General features: G+C 41.6%; 22 protein-coding genes. 16 read left to right on the forward strand and 6 right to left on the reverse strand.

Going from position 1 to position 19,990, the window contains the following annotated elements:
- The first annotated feature begins 246 nt into the window (after positions 1-246).
- On the forward strand, positions 247-2,421 hold the full coding sequence (locus NPUN_RS34945) for an ATP-binding protein (RefSeq protein ID WP_012413111.1): 2,175 nt from the start codon (positions 247-249) through the stop codon (positions 2,419-2,421).
- Positions 2,422-2,830: 409 nt separating this feature from the next.
- Here the strand turns inward: NPUN_RS34945 and NPUN_RS34950 are convergent, their stop codons facing one another.
- Genes NPUN_RS34950 through NPUN_RS34965 form a run of 4 tightly spaced genes read right to left on the reverse strand, consistent with a single transcriptional unit; the run spans position 2,831 to position 7,784 of the window.
- Entirely contained in the window at positions 2,831-3,571 is a 741-nt protein-coding gene (locus tag NPUN_RS34950; RefSeq protein WP_012413112.1) for a hypothetical protein, read from the reverse strand.
- Between the two features lie 57 nt (positions 3,572-3,628).
- Positions 3,629-5,095 (reverse strand): nickel/cobalt transporter, encoded by a 1,467-nt coding sequence (locus NPUN_RS34955; protein ID WP_012413113.1) that lies wholly within the window; start codon positions 5,093-5,095, stop codon positions 3,629-3,631.
- A complete protein-coding gene (locus tag NPUN_RS34960) occupies positions 5,092-6,504 on the reverse strand; it encodes a tetratricopeptide repeat protein (protein WP_012413114.1) in 1,413 nt (470 codons plus the stop codon). The genes NPUN_RS34955 and NPUN_RS34960 overlap by 4 nt, the downstream gene beginning before the upstream one ends.
- A 5-nt stretch (positions 6,505-6,509) precedes the next feature.
- Positions 6,510-7,784: a DUF4331 domain-containing protein gene (locus NPUN_RS34965; protein WP_012413115.1), complete on the reverse strand. Its 1,275-nt coding sequence runs from the start codon at positions 7,782-7,784 to the stop codon at positions 6,510-6,512.
- Positions 7,785-8,511: 727 nt separating this feature from the next.
- On the opposite strand from NPUN_RS34965, the gene NPUN_RS34970 reads away from it, so the two are divergent.
- Positions 8,512-8,844, forward strand: a complete 333-nt coding sequence (locus tag NPUN_RS34970; RefSeq protein ID WP_012413116.1) for a helix-turn-helix domain-containing protein — start codon at positions 8,512-8,514, stop codon at positions 8,842-8,844.
- 92 nt (positions 8,845-8,936) lie between these two features.
- Positions 8,937-9,116: a hypothetical protein gene (locus NPUN_RS34975; protein WP_041566590.1), complete on the forward strand. Its 180-nt coding sequence runs from the start codon at positions 8,937-8,939 to the stop codon at positions 9,114-9,116.
- A gap of 267 nt (positions 9,117-9,383) precedes the next feature.
- Here NPUN_RS34975 and NPUN_RS42370 read toward each other — a convergent pair whose 3' ends face one another.
- Positions 9,384-9,542: a hypothetical protein gene (locus NPUN_RS42370; protein WP_167315719.1), complete on the reverse strand. Its 159-nt coding sequence runs from the start codon at positions 9,540-9,542 to the stop codon at positions 9,384-9,386.
- A 182-nt stretch (positions 9,543-9,724) separates the two neighbouring features.
- On the opposite strand from NPUN_RS42370, the gene NPUN_RS38095 reads away from it, so the two are divergent.
- From NPUN_RS38095 to NPUN_RS35030, 11 genes are all read left to right on the forward strand, one after another.
- Complete coding sequence (locus tag NPUN_RS38095) at positions 9,725-10,357, forward strand: hypothetical protein (RefSeq protein ID WP_234711180.1); 633 nt, start codon at positions 9,725-9,727, stop codon at positions 10,355-10,357.
- Between the two features lie 163 nt (positions 10,358-10,520).
- Positions 10,521-11,138: a Uma2 family endonuclease gene (locus tag NPUN_RS34985; RefSeq protein ID WP_012413118.1), complete on the forward strand. Its 618-nt coding sequence runs from the start codon at positions 10,521-10,523 to the stop codon at positions 11,136-11,138.
- 77 nt (positions 11,139-11,215) lie between these two features.
- On the forward strand, positions 11,216-12,118 hold the full coding sequence (locus tag NPUN_RS34990; RefSeq protein WP_012413119.1) for a hypothetical protein: 903 nt from the start codon (positions 11,216-11,218) through the stop codon (positions 12,116-12,118).
- A gap of 136 nt (positions 12,119-12,254) precedes the next feature.
- Complete coding sequence (locus NPUN_RS34995; protein ID WP_012413120.1) at positions 12,255-12,812, forward strand: hypothetical protein; 558 nt, start codon at positions 12,255-12,257, stop codon at positions 12,810-12,812.
- Between the two features lie 227 nt (positions 12,813-13,039).
- Positions 13,040-13,324 carry a hypothetical protein gene (locus tag NPUN_RS35000; RefSeq protein ID WP_012413121.1) on the forward strand — a complete coding sequence of 95 codons (285 nt, stop codon included), beginning with the start codon at positions 13,040-13,042 and terminating at the stop codon, positions 13,322-13,324.
- Between the two features lie 66 nt (positions 13,325-13,390).
- Positions 13,391-13,660, forward strand: a complete 270-nt coding sequence (locus NPUN_RS35005; RefSeq protein WP_012413122.1) for a hypothetical protein — start codon at positions 13,391-13,393, stop codon at positions 13,658-13,660.
- A 167-nt stretch (positions 13,661-13,827) separates the two neighbouring features.
- On the forward strand, positions 13,828-14,901 hold the full coding sequence (locus tag NPUN_RS35010; RefSeq protein WP_012413123.1) for a hypothetical protein: 1,074 nt from the start codon (positions 13,828-13,830) through the stop codon (positions 14,899-14,901).
- Positions 14,902-15,033: 132 nt separating this feature from the next.
- Positions 15,034-15,483, forward strand: a complete 450-nt coding sequence (locus tag NPUN_RS35015; RefSeq protein WP_012413124.1) for a DUF1257 domain-containing protein — start codon at positions 15,034-15,036, stop codon at positions 15,481-15,483.
- Between the two features lie 2 nt (positions 15,484-15,485).
- Entirely contained in the window at positions 15,486-15,698 is a 213-nt protein-coding gene (locus tag NPUN_RS35020; RefSeq protein WP_012413125.1) for a DUF2997 domain-containing protein, read from the forward strand.
- Positions 15,699-15,788: 90 nt separating this feature from the next.
- Positions 15,789-17,411 carry an AAA family ATPase gene (locus tag NPUN_RS35025; RefSeq protein WP_012413126.1) on the forward strand — a complete coding sequence of 541 codons (1,623 nt, stop codon included), beginning with the start codon at positions 15,789-15,791 and terminating at the stop codon, positions 17,409-17,411.
- A gap of 147 nt (positions 17,412-17,558) precedes the next feature.
- A complete protein-coding gene (locus NPUN_RS35030; RefSeq protein ID WP_012413127.1) occupies positions 17,559-18,119 on the forward strand; it encodes a WGR domain-containing protein in 561 nt (186 codons plus the stop codon).
- Positions 18,120-18,233: 114 nt separating this feature from the next.
- Here NPUN_RS35030 and NPUN_RS42375 read toward each other — a convergent pair whose 3' ends face one another.
- Positions 18,234-18,560, reverse strand: a complete 327-nt coding sequence (locus NPUN_RS42375; RefSeq protein ID WP_012413128.1) for a hypothetical protein — start codon at positions 18,558-18,560, stop codon at positions 18,234-18,236.
- A 401-nt stretch (positions 18,561-18,961) separates the two neighbouring features.
- On the opposite strand from NPUN_RS42375, the gene NPUN_RS35040 reads away from it, so the two are divergent.
- A complete protein-coding gene (locus tag NPUN_RS35040; protein WP_012413129.1) occupies positions 18,962-19,204 on the forward strand; it encodes a hypothetical protein in 243 nt (80 codons plus the stop codon).
- Positions 19,205-19,505: 301 nt separating this feature from the next.
- Positions 19,506-19,730, forward strand: coding sequence for a hypothetical protein (locus tag NPUN_RS35045; RefSeq protein WP_012413130.1), 225 nt, complete (start codon positions 19,506-19,508; stop codon positions 19,728-19,730).
- The last annotated feature ends 260 nt before the right edge of the window (positions 19,731-19,990 follow it).

The raw sequence follows: 19,990 nt of genomic DNA on the forward strand, positions 1-19,990 counted from the left end.
ATTGAATGCGAGTGCATCAAGTAGTTCAACATCTTCTTAATTCCCTACACCCTACACCCCACACCCAAAAGCTAGGAATACCAGGGATTTATGCTTTTCTTAGTGCCATTCGGTTGTGTGCTGCTATTACGTCTTTAAGCTTGGATGTAAAATTTGTAAATTTTGTCAAAGTAGATTTTATAAATCAAAAACATCCTTCATACTTTAAAACAGTAATCCTACGTAAAAATTGAGGAAGGGATGCCAATGACATCTCTATTACAGCGACTAAGTGCAGAACGAAATCGCAGATTTGTAGGACGTGGGTGGGAACTGGAGCTATTTCTTGATGCGATCGCCTCAAGAGAATTACCTTTTCACATTTTGCACGTCTTTGGCCCTGGGGGTGTGGGCAAGACAACCCTCATGCAGCAGTTTTTGCGGTTTTGTGAACAGTCAAAAATATCAACTATCTACGTAGAAGGGCGTAATATAGAAGCTGCGCCAGAATCTTTTGTTAGCACGTTGCGATCGTTGATGGGATTGAATGAATCAGATTCTCTTTTAGATGTGCTAGCCCAAAAACAAGAACGAAATGTAATTTTAATTGATACTTATGAAGCTATTACGCAGCTAGATGAATGGTTGCGAGAAGTATTCTTACCCCATTTGTCTGTTAATACCTTAATTGTAATTGCTGGACGCAACCCGCCCTCATCTGGTTGGTGCAGCGATCCAGGTTGGCAAGCTTTGATGCACACTTTGCCCCTACGCAACCTTACCCCAGAAGAAAGTCAAATTTATCTCACCACACGAGATATTCCCACCACACAACACCAAGCGATTTTAAATTTTACCCACGGACATCCTCTAGCATTATCTTTGGTTGCTGAGGTATTTGCTCAGGGAAAAGAAATCTCTTTTCAAGCAGAACCTGCTCCCAATGTTGTTAAAACACTGTTAGAAAGATTCATAAAAGAAGTACCAACGCCCGCGCACCGTATGGCTTTAGAAGCTTGTGCGGTGATCCGGCTGACTACCGAGGCCGCACTAGATCAAATATTGACTGTGCATCAAAATAGTTTGGCTATATCGGCTCACTATTTAGGAGAAATAGTTGATGTTTATGATTTATTTGAGTGGTTGCGCGGACTGTCGTTTATCGAATCAGGGCAATTGGGTTTATTTCCGCACGATTTAGCACGGGAGGTTTTAATTGCTGACTTGCGTTGGCGGAATTCGGAATTTTACAATGAATTACATCACCGAGCACGTCAATACTATACTAAACGGCTAGGACAAACCCAAGGGCAAGAAAAGCATCGAGTGCTACTTGATTATATTTTCTTGCATCGGGATAACTCGGCGATTCGATCCTGTTTCACCTGGGGTGAGCAAAGTAGTTTATTGACGGACTCACTAAGAGAAACTGACAAAACCGCACTGCTGGGGATGGTGGCACAATACGAAGGTGAAGAATCAGCAAAGATAGCAGATCACTGGTTGAAGCGTCAACCGCAGAATGTAATAGTATTTCGTGACTTGCACTCCAAACCTGCGGGGTTTGCAATCATGGTGGCGTTGCACACAGCAACTGTTGAAGATTTGAGTGCAGATCCGGGCGCTCTTGCATCTTGGCAATATCTCCAAACCCATGCACCATTGCGCCCTAGTGAAGGCGCAACTATTTTCCGCTTCTGGATGGCGCGGGACACTTATCAGGCTGTTTCCCCCACCCAAAGTTTAATTTTCACTAATTTTGTGCAGTATTTTCAGAATACACCGGGGTTAGCATACACCTTTCTACCTTGTGCCCAAGCAGATAGTTGGACAGCAATGTTAAACTACTTCGACTTAACACGAGTTTCTGAAACTGATTTTACTGTTGGGGGTAAACACTATGGTGTTTATGGTCATGACTGGCGAATTGTGTCACCTGCCGCATGGAAGGAAATTTTGGCAAGAAAAGAGGTTACAACTGTCGAAGAATCTGGAGACAATACTCCAGTCGGTGAACCTCTATTAGTTCTTAGTCAGCCAGAATTTGTGGAGGCAGTGCAAAATGCGTTACGTAATTTTAGTTGTCCTGATGCATTACAGAATAATCCCTTAATACATTCGCGAAGCTTGCATGAAGCGCTTTCTAGTTTAGTTAAAGAACAAGTTGCCACAAAAGCAAATGTGAACGAAAATCCTTTGGACACATTAGGCAAACGCGTTAACGCTTTACAAAATCTGGTGAAACAAGCAGCTGAATATTTACAATCATCCCCGCGTGACGAAAAACTCTACCGCGCTGTTTATCGAACTTATTTAAATCCCGCCCCCACGCAAGAACAAGCAGCTGAGTTACTAGATTTGCCTTTCAGTACCTATCGCCGCCATCTAAAAGCTGGGATGACCAGAGTTGCAGATATTTTATGGCAAAGAGAAATTAGCTAATCAGCTAAAATTACAAGTCTTAATGCGAAATGATTTTCGGCAGGGATAATATCAAAGACTTAGATTGAGCCAAAAAAGTGTTTCAGCCTGTGACAAGCTAAATTCAAAATAGCCTACTATGCACAAAGCAGTTATTAAAGAGATGAAGATAAATCGTTTCATATTTGCCTCAAAAACATTTACTGACCAAGTTATCGCATACAGTTAGCAATGAATTAAATAGCCAATAATTATCCTTAGCTATTGCCAGTTTTGGAAGTTTACAGAAATTCTCGATTGAGTGAGGTACAAGAACCCTACCCGCAAGCGAGGAGAGGGCTAGATGTACATCATGTGATTAAGAAACGCATTAAGTCCTTAACGGGCGATCACCCGTTAAGCGATCAATCTAGACTGATTGGTTAAGAAGTTAGTTAACAGTTTTTAGATTTCTCAGTTTGCGCTTTAGTATAAAGCTGCTACCAAAAATACCAAAGGCTATTGTGCTGGCGATTGAAGAAGGTTCGGGGACATTTACCGGATTGCTACCGAGTGCAATATTACCAGGGCCTGTGATGGTATTGGTAAAAGTGCCAAAACTGTTATTGCTATTGTCAAATCCAGTAGTGACTAAAAAATATTGATTATTAGCAGTTAAGCTTAAGCTACTAAAACTAGATGTGCCTTCATCGGGAAAAGGATCATTTCCGTTGAGTAAATTATCTAGTGGAGTAATTGGATTGAAGCTGTTCTGGTACAAGAACTGGATGCCCAGGAAATTTTGAGAACCTGCAACATTATAAGAGCCAGTAGTATTAACAGAGAAAGGCTGACTGTAATAAGAAACGGTGGTGCCATTACTAGAAAGTGACGTGGGCGGGTTAGTACCACCTTCAAACCCTTCCGTTTGAGGACGGTTAAAAGTTGGTGCGTTTGTTGTATCACCCGAATATGAAATAGTGGATGCCTTAGATGGCAGGATAACACTTATAGATAGAGCGATGGCTACGCCCGCCGCAGACGCAATAAAAATTGAACATCTTAGCGATTTTTGCCAAAAATTAAATGAATACTGACTCAAACTCTGAAGCTTGGGCGTTTGTGAAAATTTAGTAGAGTGATGAAATAGATTGTTTTCTGAGACAATGGATTCTTCAATTGCTTGTGACATATAGTTATTCAAGGTTTTTTTACAAAACTGAGTGATGTTTGTCTTTCGCACTTTTATCTAGTTCCAGGGTTGTCCCAGAAAAGCTTGTGTAGTGATACCTAAGCCAATTAGGGTAATGCATAAGGCACTTGCTACAGGTAACATCTTTATCCTGGGTATTTGAAATGGCAAATGCTCAAATCGATCTTTGGCGTAGACCAGTATTAAGCCAATTCCAGTTAGCACTGCTGCTAGACCTAAGCTAAAGGCAGATACTAAGGCTAATCCAAAGCCAATTCGCCCCATTGCGATCGCACTTAGCAATACTACTAAGGCTGAAGGACAAGGTAACAAGCCACCCGATATTCCCAGCGCCAGTAGGCTAGACCACTTCATGGAAATTAGATCGCTGTGAGGCGGTAGATGCTCATGGTGATGATGGTGATGACTGTGTTGGTGAGTATGTACATGGTTTTCATGCTCATGGTCGTGTGAATGACCTTGTACTCGACTAATGAACAAATTTAAACCAATTCCAATTACTACCAGACCAGAGATTACACTTAGCCAAGGGTATAATTGTTCAGTCAGCACAAATTGAGACGTGCCAAGTGTTACCAGCCCTAAAACAAATATGCTAGCTGTATGAGTAACCGTCACAGTCAACCCCAGGAATAGTGCGTGTTGGGGCTTGCTACGGGAACCCACCAAATAAGCGCCAACTATCGTTTTTCCATGACCAGGGGACAGGGCGTGTAAACCACCCCATAAAAAGGCGATCGCTAGAGCAATTAAGATAGTAAAGAAATTATGATTTTCCTGAGTAATTAAGCTGGTGAAAACATCATTGCTTCTTCCTGTCAAAGCATTATCTAAGCGACTGGATGATTTAACAAGCAGTGGAGGCGCTTGTTCACTTGATGTCAGAGACAGATTGAGGTTAAAAGAGATCCGACGCTGGTCGAGAGGACTGCTAAGTAACTCATTCGGGTAATCTCTCAAACGGTTGGTGATACTCGAAGAAGTGAAATCACCTTGAATAGGAACACCATTTGCAGCAACAGTAATTTCACGCCAGCCCAAGCGCTGTGGATAAAACTTATCTTCAAATGTTAACTGATTCGCGTTTACTAACGCCCTTGCCCCTTGAAAGTTACAACTCAGCCGCAGTGTAGATAATCCTCCTACACCTGGAGGGAATTCAACTGTTGATTTTATTAAAGACAGTGCTAAAGGCTGTTTATCGATCAACAATTCTAGGTGTGAGTTGACTTGCTGACATTTCTGAGCGGGGTATTGAACCGTTTCTACAGGTTCAGCTTTGCGATCCCGATTAGTATCTAAGTGATTAATCTCCTGAAAAGCCGGAATCTCTGCCATGTCTAGAACATAATCAATCCCCACACCATCGGTTGCTACCTGCACTCCTGCGTAGTGATTGATCGTAAAATTGCCTAAAGGATGGGCATCCGCCTTCGGCATCCAAAATAAACATATTGCGATGATTGCGGTATTCCAGGCCAAGTAATGTAGCAGCTTTTTCATAAAGAACTCCCTATAGCATTAGCAGTGGGAAAAGAGACAGAGGATACTAAGTTAGCCAAGACTTGACGAGCTTCATCAGCATACTTGTGATGAAATTGAGGATTGAGGCTAATAGCTTGAGTTAATCGCTTTATTGCTTCTTCACGCTTACCTAAGTGAAACGCAATCATGCCAGCATGAAATTGCAGCAAGGCATCCTCTGTTCCAAAACGAGTTGCCCGTTGTGCTGCCTTTTGCGCTTCTTCCCATTGCCCATTAGCCGCAGCTGCCCAAGCCAAGGTATCCTCTGCGTATACATCGTCTCGCACTGCTACTTCATTACGCGCAATTTGTAGCGCCTCTGGTAGATGGATTCCATGTTCGGTATAGTATATTGCCAAAACGCGATCGTAGATTCCTTTAACCTTGCTCAGGTAAGCTACTAACCCAATTAAATCTTCAGTTTCGGCTGCACCTTTTTGGTCTCCCAAAGCTAGTTGAGCATCAGCCTTATACCCCAACGTTTCTACCAACGGCATCAGTTCTATACCTTGGTTTGCAATATTTAGAACATCCTGCCAGCGATGCTGTGCCGCATAGAGGCGGGCCAGCCCTGTAAACGCAGCTATATGCCGGGGAAAGAGGTCAAAGCTCTCCTGATATCGCTGCTCAGACAGGGCAAAATCTCCGGCTGCAAAAGCAAGATCCCCAGTCCGTACATGAAACCAAGCACGAGTTTCTGCGCTTGTGGTGTAGAAAGAGTCCATCTCCTGCATAGCCTCATCTAGCAGTTGCCGCGCTGAGGCTAGATTGCCAGTTAACTCTAAATAACGGGCGACAACTGCATTATGACCAGAGTTAGATTCTCCCTCAGCAAGGCTCTGCAAAAGTTGATGAGTTGTTTCATAGTCGCCCAACTCCATCTGAATCGATGCCAAGAGTGAGACAATATTGGGATTATCAACAGGTGAATTATTTAATACTTCTAAAGCTGATCGAAACTGGTGTTGAGATAGTAAAGCTGATGCTAGCAGCATAGAGGAAACTTCATTATGGCGCGGCTGTAGTGCTAGGGATCTACGTGCTGCTTGTTCTGCTCGTAACACATCATCTGTATCTGCCAGTTCTCGAAAACGCCTCAAATATTGATCGGCTAACAGACGTAAAAATATTGAGGAATCGGGAGATTGGGCAACTTTCTCCTCATAGACGCTGATAATATGCGATCGCTGTAAATAATCGGGGAAGACTAAATCTGACGGCTTTTCTGGTAATATCTGCCTAGAATTAACAGTCAGCAGTTGCACGGTAGAGGAATATGTGTCTAACTTACCATTGGTGTAGGCTAAACTTAGCGCTTGTGTATCAGAGGGTCTTAGTAAAACCAGTAGGCTAGTCAGCACTAACACCCATAGTATTCTTAGATGCATAAACCTTACAAAGGATTGCCTAAATAAGGGAAGGTAGGAAGAAAGTTGGCATTATTAGGCCCAACATTATCGCTAGTCAGCCCCGGAATAATACCAGTAGAAATGCCTGTAACTGCATCACCAAAGACAACAGATGCTGTTACATCGATTACGTCATCTTTTGGTCTTCTACCACCAAAATTGTTGCCTAACTGAGTTCCAAAATAACTACCGCTAGGTTTAGAAAGGTCAGCCTGGATAACATCAGGAATCGCTACCGAGATAACTGCATCAGCTATACCTTGAGGTCTACCGATCGCTTTAACAAAGGCTTGAATAAATTGTGATTGATTGCTAGCGTCTTGCGTTGGTGTCTGAAGATTACTATTATTATGAGCTTTAAAGTCCATAAAAAGTTCATTCAGGGCTGGAACTGCTAACCGCTCAATCTGAGCAAAATGATCCTTTCTGAGTCTAGGAGTTTTAACACTAGTTGTCATCCAAGCACCAATCTTGCCACTACCAAGCAGTTTCCTGGGTAGCTCGACAATAATTGAGTGGACATTGAATGGGGCTAGGGTGTCTTTTGCTTGTCCAGGTGGTCTAAAGGTAAGAACTGTGAAAGGAGGACTGGGATTAGGCTGAAGGCTATAGTTCCGATCCGGGATGATTTTAAAGAACTGTTCCAAATCGAAAAAGAACGGGTCTTTGCGTGTCCCAACAAAGAACTTCATACCGTTAGATGCAGAGAATGTTTGGTTGAGTTGCCCTGTCCAAGTTACGGGAAGCAAAGCTGACTCTGTTCCTACTGTGGTTGGACGATATGGGCCTCGGACTGTGACAGTTTGCTGTGATCCTTTACCATTTACATTAAATTGGAGTACAACATCTTCAATACTGTCGCCAGTGTTATCAATCTTGAACTGATAAAGAACATTTGGATCGAATGGTCTTTTTTCACCAGAAACAATGAGAGGGTCGAAATCCATGACTAAGACAACATTTTTGGGGTTTGTCGGACTCTCAAATACAAACAAATCAGTGAGATCCGCAGCTGTCAACTTAGTGGCAAGAAAAGTTGTGTCTTGGTGATCTGAAGCCAAAGCTTGAGGGGTGGCATAGATTAAGACTACGAGCAAGATAGCGACAAATGCCACTAGAGGACGAAAAAACCGAGTAGCTCCAGTCCAAGATAGCGATCGCTTGATGGAAAGAAACCCCATATTTTGGACTGCTTTATCTATGGGGAACCTGCCTTCAGTTGGTATAAAAGAGGTAATACTCCAAGCATTTATTCTCATAGTTACCCTTCTTGAGGTGTTTAGCCTCTACTGTTGGTGTGGATATAAATAGCAAGTTGATTTGGATTTCAAAAAAGACTGCGGCTATTACCGAAGCGCTTATAGCTTATTTGCTCTTACTACTCACTTTACAGACCAAAACTTGCTCATTTCTTGCTCACTTTTGTCTATATTGATTTCCAGCTAAGGAATAAAAATTCAATTCTGACTTTTTGATTACTTATGCTGATTTCCATCGATTTTGCAAATGCCGATAAACAAAGGTTTTGTTAACTCATCCTCGATTGCAGTTGCTGGGACATGAACTCTCAGATCACGAATTTAACTCCTCATGTTAAACTATTGACCCTGGAAAGAAGCGTTAGCTCCTTTTGCTCAAAGGATTAATAAGTATGGACTACTTAGCTGGGATGATGCCAAAGCTGCCCTTCCAGAGTTAAGGCGTTTACGCAAAGACATTGCCCTAATCAGCAATCGTGTACAAGGGTATGCGATTGCAAAGGCATTGTCCCAAGAGTGAGGGTTGCCAACAGTAGATAGCAATAAGTTTTTTGTGAAAGCCCGATGCTTATTTAAGGTAGGAGAATTAACCACAAGCGTTTAAATATAGCTGCGTTTCTCCAGTTGACGCAGGCTCAAATAATCGCATTGCCAACGGGCAAGCGATCGCTTGAGCCTTTCCTTGGTGTAGCCTTATGGTTGACACCAGTATATTAGTAATATTATCATGTCAACTGGCGAGCGCAGTAAAAATAAAATTAAAGTGAAAATGAATATCACAGTAGATGTAACACCCATTGCTGCGTTTAGGTGGAATGAAGAAAATGCCCAAAAACTCAGGGAGCTTAGAGAGAAAGCTGGATATAGTAGACAAAAGCTATCTGATGCTGTGGGAGTTTCTGTGGCTTATATTCAGCAGCTAGAGACTCCTCACGTCTTTATTAACAAACCAAAAAAACCAACTCAGATGACTGTTAGTACAGAAATTCTAGAGAAACTTTGTGCTGCTTTAGATGGGGATATCACTTCACTTATTTGGAACATAGATTACAACAGTTAAGAGAGTTATTTACTACGCTCACCAGCTAAAATTGCTTGACAACCACTGGTGAGCGTAGTAATATAGTAATCATAAGAGAGGAGACGAGCGCGATGCCTCTTTTGAAAAACAAAGAAGCGCTCAAAATTCAACCCTTACAAATCGAGTTAACGATACGAAACCACAATAACCAGTCGCCGCCGGGACTAGCAGCCGGAAGCCTTAAACTTGTAATGGTCAAGCCGCCGCGAGATGATTCCGATGACCAAACTAAGTCTAAAAACTGGTTGTAAAAACTTCAATCCTCCCAGAATTAAGGCGATTACGTACTCAGTTGTATGCAATCGCCTTTTTAAAAAATACAACATGGCTGTACAGAGGGCACGATGAATCCAATATCTTCTCTACAGCTTTGTGCTGTCTGGTGTTTTGACATCAGTTAATAGGCTTTACCCCTGAACATTTTTACTAGCGTGGCAAAACTAGCTAGAGCAAAAACTTAAACGTAGTAAATTCGTTATTATTGAAAATTTTGGTTTACCTATTTAGGCCTATTTCAATCATGAAAAATCTACTCTAGCGAGTTTTACCACTCTAGCATTTTTATAAGGCTTCGCCAATTCTAGAGTGAGAGTGTTGTGCTGAAAGCACAACGAACTGACTAATAAAAATAGGACGATCGCCGTCCCTGGAAAGTCTGCGATCGCCTTTTTACCCATTTAAGAGGTATTTCCTAATGATGACACAACTTTCAGCCCCTACGCTAACAAAAGATCCGTTAACCTCACAGGATCGCCAAATCATTGCAACCATCGTCAATCAGTCGGATTACTCAAAAGAGTGCAAGCCCGAAGATGTAGTGACTATCTGGATCAACAGTGATGATATCGTGTGGGTAAAAATGACCCACGGTTATGCTCGATACCACAAACAATCCTTCAAACGCGCAGTAGCAGAGGTAAAAGCGAGTCTTTCTGCTCCAGTAGAGCGCAATCACAAGGAAGAAAAGGAATTAAAACAAGCTTCTGAGAAAATTGGCTTGTTGGGTGATTGTGATTGGCTATCGTTGAGCGTCCAGTACCATTCTGATAAAGTAACCGGTCATGCTGCTTGTTATATTTCCCACAAGGCTCGAATATTAACCCCACTTGCGGAATGGGACTTCACCATACCGAAGTGGAATATGCCTGCTGCCATCTGCCCAGATTGTGATGGTCATGGCTGCGGTAACTGTGGGTATCGTGGTACTCGTGCAGAAGACTTGTGTACGCCAGTGGACGGCTACCGACTGACCTATGTGGGCAAGACTGACATCCAGACGGCTCACAACGTCTATCTAGATGGTGTATTCTTGGGCATACTCTTCAAGGTCAGAAACCCCGATGAAATCTGGGAAAACGACCCCAAGACGTACTATTGGCAAGGTAGTAATGGCATGAAGTATTGGAGCCTCAAAGAGGCTGTAGAATCCTTTACTCAAGATGTGGTGACTAATAAAGTGCCACAGGTTCGTCAGGAGTTGGCGGTAGCGTAAAATTAAAGAAATCTGACAGTGGACAGGAGAAATTAGAAAAACTGTCCACTTACCAATTTGAAAACGAGATCCTTTATTTAAATGTAAAGATAAAAGCAAATCTAAAAATTTTGCGCGATCAAACATTCTGTCGGTATCAGTTCAAACTTGAAGAGATAATACGATGTTTCAAGCTTTACCAGAACCAGTTACTTTTGAAGAATTTCTAGAGTGGAAACCAGAAAATGGCAGATATGAATTATATAAAGGAGCAATAGTAGAAATGCAGCCAACAGGAGAACATGAGCTAGTTAGAGCATTTCTGATTAGAGAACTCAATTTTGAGATTCGCAGGTTTAATCTAGCTTATACTATTCCTGGTCAAGTATTAGTCAAATCAGTTGATAAGAAATCTGGTTATATTCCAGACGTATTAGTATTGAATCTTCCTAACTTGAGCAATGAACCGCTCTGGAAAAGAGCATCAACAGTTACTCAAGCAGAATCAATTCCATTAGCAGTGGAAGTTGTAAGTACAAATTGGCGTGATGATTATTTCCTGAAATTTGGTGAGTACGAGGAAATTGGGATTCCAGAATATTGGATTGTTGACTATGCTGCTCTTGGTGGAAAGCGATTTATTGGAAATCCTAAACAACCAACAATATCAGTTTATGCTTTAGTCGAAGGTGAATATCAAGTTACTCAATTTCGAGGAAATGACCGGATTCAATCACCTACTTTAAGAGAGCTAAATTTAACTGCTGAACAAGTTTTTCAAGCTGCTTTAGGAGAGTATTGATTAAGACTAATACTTTCCCAGTCAACGAAAGCGATTTTGGTATTGGTATAAACTATCCTTCGCAATTTGTCCTTTGAATGACCCAAAAATTTTATAGTCTCTTTGTTGAGCATTATCTCGAAGGCTTGCTTTCATCATTAGGTAGTGTAGAAGTTAGCGGCGTAATAACAGGTTCAGAAAGGCGGGGAATTGTTCTGTTTTTTCCGAAAGGGACAATTCAAACTGAAAGACACTCACTTGGATTACTTGCTAAAGTTGCTCAAAGTGATTGTTCAATAAAAGTTTATTGTGAGCAAATTAGTGAAACAGAAGTCCGAAGCTGCCTACATAAACTTTTAAATGTCTTTTCAACTTTGAACTGTCGGGCATCGGCAGAAGGGAAAACTTTAGATGATGATAATTTACCTCGTTTGTGGATTTTAGTACCATCAGCTTCGCCAGATTTACTCAAAGGTTTTGGCGCACAATTAGAGCTAAAAAACTGGACTACTGGAATATACATTCTGCCTAATGTTTTTAGAATTGCAATAGTAGCTATTAACCAACTACCAGTTACTTCAGAGACGCTATGGTTAAGGCTTTTGGGACGGGGAGTAATTCAAAAACAAGCAGTAAGTGAAATCATTGCACTTCCTTCATCCAACCGACTACGCCAAAATGTTTTAGACATAGTTTACAGATGGCGTAGTAGTGTGATGACGCAGACAGATTTAACTGAAGATGACCAGGAGTTAATTATGAATTTAACAGAAGCTTATCAAGAAGCAAGAGCGCAAGCTGTACAAGAGGGAGTAGAGCAAGAACGCCGTCAGGTTGTAGAAAACCTGTTGAGATTCCGGTTTGGTTCTGTGGATGAAGAACTCTCAAGAGTAGTCGATAATCTGTTGCAGTTAGCACTAGATGACTTTGCAAGATTTTTACTGGAATTGTCTAGTTTATCCCGTGAAGAGTTGTTAGCAAGATTTAATTCGCACGAATAACCTGTAACTACAAATAATTATTAGTTAAAAGCGCTTTTGTGAAATCAAGAGCGCTGTTTTATTGGCTCTACGCTTCATATATCACAATTAAACGGCTGCGCCAATGCGAAAGTGAAAATACTTTTGGTACAAACAAATGATCCCTCAAGAAACATCGGATTTACTTGCTGCTTTAATGCGCCAAGAGGAACTACTCAAGCAATTAATCTCTTCAATCAATAAGCCAAAACTAGGATTGCACTCTGATGCAGGCAGTAGCAAAATCTACTGCAATCGTCACAATGGTTCACTCTGGTATACCCTAAACAACAGTGAAGCGAGTGCGATTACCCAAACTGCCTTAACTGGATATCTAAAAGAACTGAAATTCGAGAAGTGTGAGCGCAGAGGAAAAGAAGTTTACAAGTTGCTGATTACAATTCAAGCAGACAGACCCTATATATTAGAAAGTGGGCATGATACTCACTTTGCTAAATCTGTATTAGCCGCGATCGCAACTTTGACCCCAGAACAATTGTATTCTCCCATCACACTACAGCCACAGCCAGGGACAACAGATGAAAATGTGTTGTTCTGTCGCGTATGGGTTGGGTCGGAATTAATCATGGCATCCTACAACGAAGAAACGAACTGGCGTGAGGTCAGCAAGCAGGCAATTGCTGTAACCAAAGCTGCTCTTGAGATGGCGTTTTAGTCTTAAAGATGAAGTAAGGCAGGATTTACCTGCCTTGTGCGTCACTAAAATCAGCTTCATTTCATGAATCTAACATTGCACATCTGATTGACAAAGACATTACCGACTTATGTCGAAACTGTGACTGCTAAAAGTTGTAACAAGAGTTTGGGGGACTGTAGTTATGAGTGACTCAAGCTTTGTCTACAACTAATACGTGCTGTTCAAATATTCACAAATAATCACAGATGACTATTACAATTGTTCATCCCAGCATCGAAAATCTACAACCATTTTCTGACTTGTTTGACCTGGAAAAACTTTTGCAATCTGGGGGAATTCTACCGTGGCTTTTGGCTAACGGTTGGGATTACAGGGATGAATCTTGTTTGATTGCAAATATTGTTGATGAGTCTACAAGTCTAGATGAAGTTTGGGATTCTAAAGAGTTTGATTTTCAAGCGCTACCAGATGAATCAAAGGAAAAATTGAATCAGATTATGTGTGAAAAACTCTCCAGTCAGACTGATTGAATCTGACTGGAGAGAAAAATCGATTCCACAAAAGATTATCACACACTCTACTTCAATACTAATCAGATGGAAACAAATTTGATTAAAGTGTACGATGCAACACTATTAAGCTCATCGAAAGTTTACCAAATCGACGGTACGCTTTCACGATACTTGGGTGATGAAGGTACTATCCAACATCCACAGTATCTATTTTTGCCTTTGCCAAATCAAAGAAAAAAAGTCAGCTTTCGACTAAACCGAAACAAACTCATGACTCGCTGTTATGAGGTCGAAGGTATGGTTTATGAAAAACCTGCGGTACAGGATAATTCACAGCAACTTCAACTATTTTAGCCATGTCAATACATAAACCACCAGTCATTAAAAGACATATCCGACTACAAAATGGCTCTACAAAAGTAATCTATAGAGCTACTACAGACATTCGCTCTCTTGAGAAATCACCACAAAGAAAGCTTCGCTTAATCGAAAGTGAAAAATAATGATTGAGGTCAATAATCATGGTACAAGCAATTGACAACCCTATTGTTGCAAATTTCCTAACTGATGCAGTAGTCGAGCGCCACAATTTCTCGCAATTAAATAAAACTCGCATCAGATTTCGTATTCAACTAAAGAAAAGTACAAAGTCTGCCGCTCCTAAATGGGCAGATGTTTTAAAAGCTGAAGTTTCTGAAATAGAATCAGACCTCGTTAAAGTCACAAATTCCGAAGTCGGTCTGCGAGGTATTAAGGTATTCAAAAAGCTGGATGAAGCTGCTGCCCAATTGAGGCAAGAGATTGCTTCGGTTCAAGAGTGGATGTCTGCTGATACTGGAGATTGGATTTGTCCGATTGATTTGGCTCCACTCGTTTGGAGTCAGTTAATCAATATCAGAGATAATATCGCTCCTGGATTGCGTAATCAATTAAAAGCTGATTACGAAGCGGGACTTCTTGATTATCAAGAGCGCATTGATCAGTTCCTTTCACTTAACACCTGGGAATTAGCACAGGATAAGCAAGAGTCAGTCAAAGCCAACTTGCTAAGAGCATTTCCGACTCTGACCGATCTTGAAGACTATTTGCAAGTCGTTATTGGTCGTCCGGTAATTATCCCGGCACTGTCCGAACAACTGAACCAGCAACAAGCCAAATGTCTTGACCAGATTACCAAGTTCATTCAGCAGTATGACCAAAATCTGGAGCAAAGGCTACGGGAATCTGCTTTAGCTGGTGGTGAACAACTCGCCGCGCAACTCCTTGAAGAATTGAGCGACTGGGAGCCAGGACGTAAGCCAGTACAGTTCAAAAAAAAGATGGAAAAACACCTGATGAAAGTGCGGGTGTTACTGGCAAATGCCTCACCTGAAGCTGGCAGCAGTTTAGAACAGATGATGGCGCACTTAGATTCGATTGTCACCGACCCAGCGATTGAGTCGAAGAATCTTGGTTCTGATACGCGGAGTCAATTACAGCAAAAAATGCAAGAGATCCGCATCAAGTTGTTAGATGAACAACGCAATCTACAATCACTTGCGACTGACGATGTGGGCTTGTCAAAAGCTACGGTGATGTCGTTCAAGTTCAGGTAAAAACAGTCTTGGGCGGGTGCATTCGCTCAAGACTGATCCCAATGGATTTAATACGTAGTTTCCAGAATAACCCAAAAAGGATATAGCACCTTTACTATTTCTCAAACCAATTTGAAAGCCTTGGAGCTAAAAATGTCGCATTTCTCAACTGTTAAAACCAAGCTTGTTAACCGTGAATGTCTGGTACAAGCTTTACAAGATTTGAAACTGAATCCGCAAGTTCACGAAACAGCACAGCCACTAAAAGGATACTACGGTGATTCTCAAGGACAAAGCGCTGAAATTATCGTATCTGGTCGCACCATAAAAGCCCGTGCAGACATCGGATTTAAGTGGAGTCAGTCAAGCGGCGTGTACGAGATAATCCACGACAGTTACGAAACAGTTCCGAAGCTGGGCAAAGACTTTTTCAGCAATAAACTAATGCTGGCTTACGGTAAACGTTTGGTAAAAGCTAAAGCTGCCGAGTTACAAGAAAAGTTCGGGGAATGTGCGATCGCTGAAGAAACCAACGGTACAGTGCAAACCCTACGGCTGACGTTTGCCGGACATCAAGAAGTTAAACAGTACGTGAGGAGATAAACATGGAACGTTCAGTTTTGATTCATTTTGACGACGCTACAGGTGAAGTTCGAGTGGAGGCTAAAGGGTTCGAGGGTTTGAGTTGTTTATCGGCTACGCAACCATTTGAAGAGGCACTTGGAGTTGTCAGCGAGAGCGATCGCACCTACAAGGATGAAGCCCAAACCCAACAGCTTCGGGCTACGAACAGTAATCAAACACGTTTGCGTCAGTAATTAGTCATCAGTTACCAGTTTTAACTCGGCTGGTAACTGCTGATCATAAAGGCTTCGCCATTTCATAAGTGAAATATTTGAATAATTGACATGGAACTCTCAAATCTCCTCTCCACGCTCGATTCACAAATCCCGATCGCCGCAGTTGATGTCCTGTCCCCCGATGAAGCAACTATCATTCAGTGGTTAACTACAGAGGCATCGAGCAAGCTCTCATGTCCAGTGTTCTTCTGGAATCTGGGAGTATCAACCTTAGAGCAATGCCTGATTGCGGCAGATGGTGGACTGGTGTTTAAGCCAGTTGCAGAGTACAAAAGACCTCCACAGGCTGACCCACTGCTATTTGTATTTGACTACATTGCTAACTTTAGCGGTCATGGTGTATTTATCCTTGGAGATATTCACCCTTTCATTGCTAAGAATTCACTCCAATTGAGTTGGGAGATTTTATCCAAAGTTAAAAACCTTTACCACAGGTTAAAACCCACAGATAAACGCATCGTACTCTTAGGACAGAACATACAATTACACGAATCTCTAATCAGATTGATTCCTTATTGTGAAGTCCCTTTACCTAGTATTGACCAAATACTACTTCATATCACTTCTTATTTGCATGACCTACAACAGTCAGCTAGGGAGCAAGAATTAAGTTTTACTGTTACGCTTGAAAATGCTGAATTTGAAACTCTTTCTCGTGCAGCGCTGGGTTTAACCCTGGAGGAGATTAGTGATTTTCTTCGCTTAACAGTCAAAGAAAACTTAACTAATGATGGTGTCGTCGTTGACGCTGATTTTATCCCCAAAGCCGTCGAGTACAAAACTCGGCTACTGTCTCAAATGGGTATCGAGTTGGGTAAGCCAGCTACCATTCCTTTTGGCGGTTTGGATCTACTGCGCGAGTGGCTGATGAGGCGGCGGCGACTATTCACACAAGAGGCGCGAAGTCTTAGCTTACCGCAACCCAAAGGGTTGTTACTTGCAGGGCCTCCAGGTACGGGTAAAACGAGTGTCGCTAAGAACATCGCTAATATTCTCAATTTGCCATTACTCCAGCTAGACATTGCTTCCCTTTTGGGTAGTCTGGTCGGTGAGTCTGAGGGGAATGTCAGACGGGCTTTGAAAACTGCCGAGGCGATCGCACCCTGCATCTTATGGGTAGACGAGATAGAAAAAGCACTTTCGGGAACTGGTGACACGAGTGGAGTCTCACAGAGGATTCTGGGCAATATTCTTACGTTTATGTCGGAATCAACTAGTGGGGTGTTTGTCGTGGCAACTTGCAATGACCCCTCTGCGTTACCGTCTGAACTCAAAAGGAAAGGACGTTTTGATGAAAATTTCTTTGTTGATCTTCCCACAGAACCAGAACGAGTCCAGATTCTAGGGATTCATCTGCAACGTTTTGGCATTCACCTGGAATCGGAGTACCTCGAAGCGATCGCAGCTTCCACCGCGAAATTCTCCGGCGCAGAACTGGAAACCCTTGCTTCAGAAGCGGCACTGCTGGCATTCGATGAGGATAGACCGCAGCAGGTCACGCTTGCTGACCTCGAAACCTGTCGTCAAACCATTACCCCGCTTGCCATCCAGGATGCGGCGGCTGTAGAGCGTATGCAAGCGTGGGCATCCACCGCGCGACGGGCTAGTAGTCCCGCACAAGCGGCGAAAACTCAATCTCTCAGGACTGCTAAGTTCAGAAACATGAACTGATGATAAGGCGATGCCTGCGGCGGGCTGCGCCTACGCCCTCTGATTCTATGGGGACAACCACAATTTTCATTCTGTCAAAATATTTCATCACAATACCAATTTCGAGAGGCAATGCCCAGAAATTAACGGGTTAATTGGGTAAAGAACATGGAAATCTATTTAGTCTTTGTTAACGCGATCCAAAACAATAATAAATTCTGGAGTGCCAAAGTTGAGGATAGCAACTTAACAGTCCAATGGGGACGTGTTGGTTATCAGGCACAAACCAAAGTCCACACATTAAGAAATTATCAACAGGCTGTTAACAAATTTCATAACTTAGTCGCTGAGAAAAAAGCTAAGGGCTACAGCGAAACTCAGCCACAAATGGATGGCTTACGCAGTCTTGGAGACATCCGACGAGCAATACATCTATTAAACATCATCCGCCCTTGTATTGCTAATCATATCTACCATGATGGCTATATTAGCGCCCTAAATGAGTATCTGAAAATCGTTCCCACACCTTTGGGAATGCAGATAGATTATCACGGGATTTACCGCAGTGTAAGAGATGTTGACTATCAAATGGAACTGCTTAATTCTCTGTTAGCCGCACCTGTACCACAAGTTGCTGTGGTAGCTGCTGCTTCTACAAAAGAACCAACTGTAGAATCCAAGGTAGTCAGTCTCAAGACTATCAGTAAGAACTTCTGGCGACATTTGTAAATTAGCTTGTTGTAAAGTATTGTAGCCAATTTACTATAGCGATGCGGATTAATTAAATATATCCCCCAGATGCACATCGCATCTGGGGGATATTTTCAACTTCCATCTCTACAATTATTGTTCTTGTCCTTGTCCCCGTTCTTGTCCCCGTTCTTGTCCTTGTCCTTGTCCTTGTCCTTGTCCTCGTCTTTGTCCTTGTCCTCGCGGCATACAGGCTTCAAGAGCTTGGCGATTATTTGCAGCTTCGACACAGCTCTTTCTTTGCTGTATCTCAGAGAGCCGCGCACTAATACGTTTGAGGATTTCGTCTTTGTGCTGCTGAAATTGCTGTCCGTTACCCTGATTTTGGCTATCTGATGGGGGGTTGGGGCTACTTTGTCCTAAAGCTAGACTTGGGGAAGCTAAGATCGCGACAACCGCCAAAAAGCAATAATTTTTCATAGTAGCCTCTAGTAAAAACAAAAGTATTCATCTATTTAAGCTATAGCTTTATCGTGATAAATATTACTGCTTAATGCTTCAGTCTTTGTACTAGTAATCTTAGGTACTTTTAATTTATCAGACATCAGCATTTATAAGAGGTTTTAGAACAAGAAACTAGTGAGCGTTTCAGCAATGATTTTCCTCACTTGTGGGCTTGGTTTGCATAAGGTTTGGCACTATTTCTGATTACCTACACCAAAATGTTGGGACTACCAGATTTTTTCCCGTGAGCTTATTACACTACAACATCTTTTCTGGGTGAAAAAATTATGTAAATTTAACCACATCACCCTAACGAAAGTTTACAATATAATTACTGAAACTAATCTAGCTATAACCAACAGGCTTTGGTTTGACCTATGACTGATAATAAACAAATTGTCTCCCAACTCATTCAACAAAAACCAAGACGTGTTTTGGTTGTAGCTCCAAGTGAACTAGCTATCCATCATCGTCACAGAGAATCCTTTCAAACACCGCCTAGTTTAACCAATTGCATTTTCAAAGTCATCGCTAAATTATCTATCGTCAGCGCTATGTTGTTTGGCATCAGTGCATTAGGCTATTGGGGATTAGAAATTGTTGAAGCTAAAACAATCTAGACAATAGAAGACAGATACGATTGGCAAACCCAAAAACATATTTGTTTCGGTTGGATGCTAGTTACTTTTTCTAGCTTTCTTGGGAGTGCTTCTTTTGGTAACGAGTCTCACTAATCAGTTCCAGAGAATAGAGTTCATAATAAAAATTCATCACTCAAAAGTCATAATTGAGAAGCAATTTAATATGATTGGTAGATTGATTCATGAAAATTTCTGTTGATGTTTTAACTATTCAGACAGATGTATTCAGAATAGTTGAATTCTTATATTTGATATCTAAGTAAATTTTAGTGGAGCAATTATGAATCCTATTAATCAGGCTATTTTAGAATCTCTGCGTTCTGGCGAGAAAACTGCTGGAGAATTAAAAGACATATTTGATTGTAGTTACAGCGTCCTTGATAAGGGATTGCAGGATCTGATTGACACACACCAGATTGAAGCCGGATGGAGTAATGATAATTATCCAGCAAGAATTTATCGGCTCAAGCGTCAGCAACAATCTATTCATTTTTGGAAAAATTAGTCATTTATTTTGTTAACTGGTCAATACCTTTGCCAAAAGAAGAGGATGAGGAGAGAGGGCCGATGTAGTAGAGTTATTGTCTCTCACAACGACAAATCAAAAATCACAATCAAAAGAATGTAAAGAATATACAAAGCTCAGTATTTATATATACATTTTTCGGCAAATAATGTGAAGAATATGCAAAGATGCATTTTTCAGCATAGATATCTAAGTAATATATTTACTAAGCAGTTATTTTGAGGCTATTTCTTCAAGCT

Source organism: Nostoc punctiforme PCC 73102 (assembly GCF_000020025.1).
Classification (GTDB): Bacteria; Cyanobacteriota; Cyanobacteriia; order Cyanobacteriales; family Nostocaceae; genus Nostoc; species Nostoc punctiforme.

Excerpts from the sequence above, each read along its gene's own strand:
- NPUN_RS34945 (WP_012413111.1), top strand. The coding sequence starts at position 247 with ATGACATCTCTATTACAGCGACTAAGTGCAGAACGAAATCGCAGATTT.
- NPUN_RS34950 (WP_012413112.1), bottom strand. The coding sequence starts at position 3,571 with ATGTCACAAGCAATTGAAGAATCCATTGTCTCAGAAAACAATCTATTT.
- NPUN_RS34955 (WP_012413113.1), bottom strand. The coding sequence starts at position 5,095 with ATGAAAAAGCTGCTACATTACTTGGCCTGGAATACCGCAATCATCGCA.
- NPUN_RS34960 (WP_012413114.1), bottom strand. The coding sequence starts at position 6,504 with ATGCATCTAAGAATACTATGGGTGTTAGTGCTGACTAGCCTACTGGTT.
- NPUN_RS34965 (WP_012413115.1), bottom strand. The coding sequence starts at position 7,784 with ATGAGAATAAATGCTTGGAGTATTACCTCTTTTATACCAACTGAAGGC.
- NPUN_RS34970 (WP_012413116.1), top strand. The coding sequence starts at position 8,512 with ATGTCAACTGGCGAGCGCAGTAAAAATAAAATTAAAGTGAAAATGAAT.
- NPUN_RS34975 (WP_041566590.1), top strand. The coding sequence starts at position 8,937 with ATGCCTCTTTTGAAAAACAAAGAAGCGCTCAAAATTCAACCCTTACAA.
- NPUN_RS42370 (WP_167315719.1), bottom strand. The coding sequence starts at position 9,542 with ATGGGTAAAAAGGCGATCGCAGACTTTCCAGGGACGGCGATCGTCCTA.
- NPUN_RS38095 (WP_234711180.1), top strand. The coding sequence starts at position 9,725 with ATGACCCACGGTTATGCTCGATACCACAAACAATCCTTCAAACGCGCA.
- NPUN_RS34985 (WP_012413118.1), top strand. The coding sequence starts at position 10,521 with ATGTTTCAAGCTTTACCAGAACCAGTTACTTTTGAAGAATTTCTAGAG.
- NPUN_RS34990 (WP_012413119.1), top strand. The coding sequence starts at position 11,216 with ATGACCCAAAAATTTTATAGTCTCTTTGTTGAGCATTATCTCGAAGGC.
- NPUN_RS34995 (WP_012413120.1), top strand. The coding sequence starts at position 12,255 with ATGATCCCTCAAGAAACATCGGATTTACTTGCTGCTTTAATGCGCCAA.
- NPUN_RS35000 (WP_012413121.1), top strand. The coding sequence starts at position 13,040 with ATGACTATTACAATTGTTCATCCCAGCATCGAAAATCTACAACCATTT.
- NPUN_RS35005 (WP_012413122.1), top strand. The coding sequence starts at position 13,391 with ATGGAAACAAATTTGATTAAAGTGTACGATGCAACACTATTAAGCTCA.
- NPUN_RS35010 (WP_012413123.1), top strand. The coding sequence starts at position 13,828 with ATGGTACAAGCAATTGACAACCCTATTGTTGCAAATTTCCTAACTGAT.
- NPUN_RS35015 (WP_012413124.1), top strand. The coding sequence starts at position 15,034 with ATGTCGCATTTCTCAACTGTTAAAACCAAGCTTGTTAACCGTGAATGT.
- NPUN_RS35020 (WP_012413125.1), top strand. The coding sequence starts at position 15,486 with ATGGAACGTTCAGTTTTGATTCATTTTGACGACGCTACAGGTGAAGTT.
- NPUN_RS35025 (WP_012413126.1), top strand. The coding sequence starts at position 15,789 with ATGGAACTCTCAAATCTCCTCTCCACGCTCGATTCACAAATCCCGATC.
- NPUN_RS35030 (WP_012413127.1), top strand. The coding sequence starts at position 17,559 with ATGGAAATCTATTTAGTCTTTGTTAACGCGATCCAAAACAATAATAAA.
- NPUN_RS42375 (WP_012413128.1), bottom strand. The coding sequence starts at position 18,560 with ATGAAAAATTATTGCTTTTTGGCGGTTGTCGCGATCTTAGCTTCCCCA.
- NPUN_RS35040 (WP_012413129.1), top strand. The coding sequence starts at position 18,962 with ATGACTGATAATAAACAAATTGTCTCCCAACTCATTCAACAAAAACCA.
- NPUN_RS35045 (WP_012413130.1), top strand. The coding sequence starts at position 19,506 with ATGAATCCTATTAATCAGGCTATTTTAGAATCTCTGCGTTCTGGCGAG.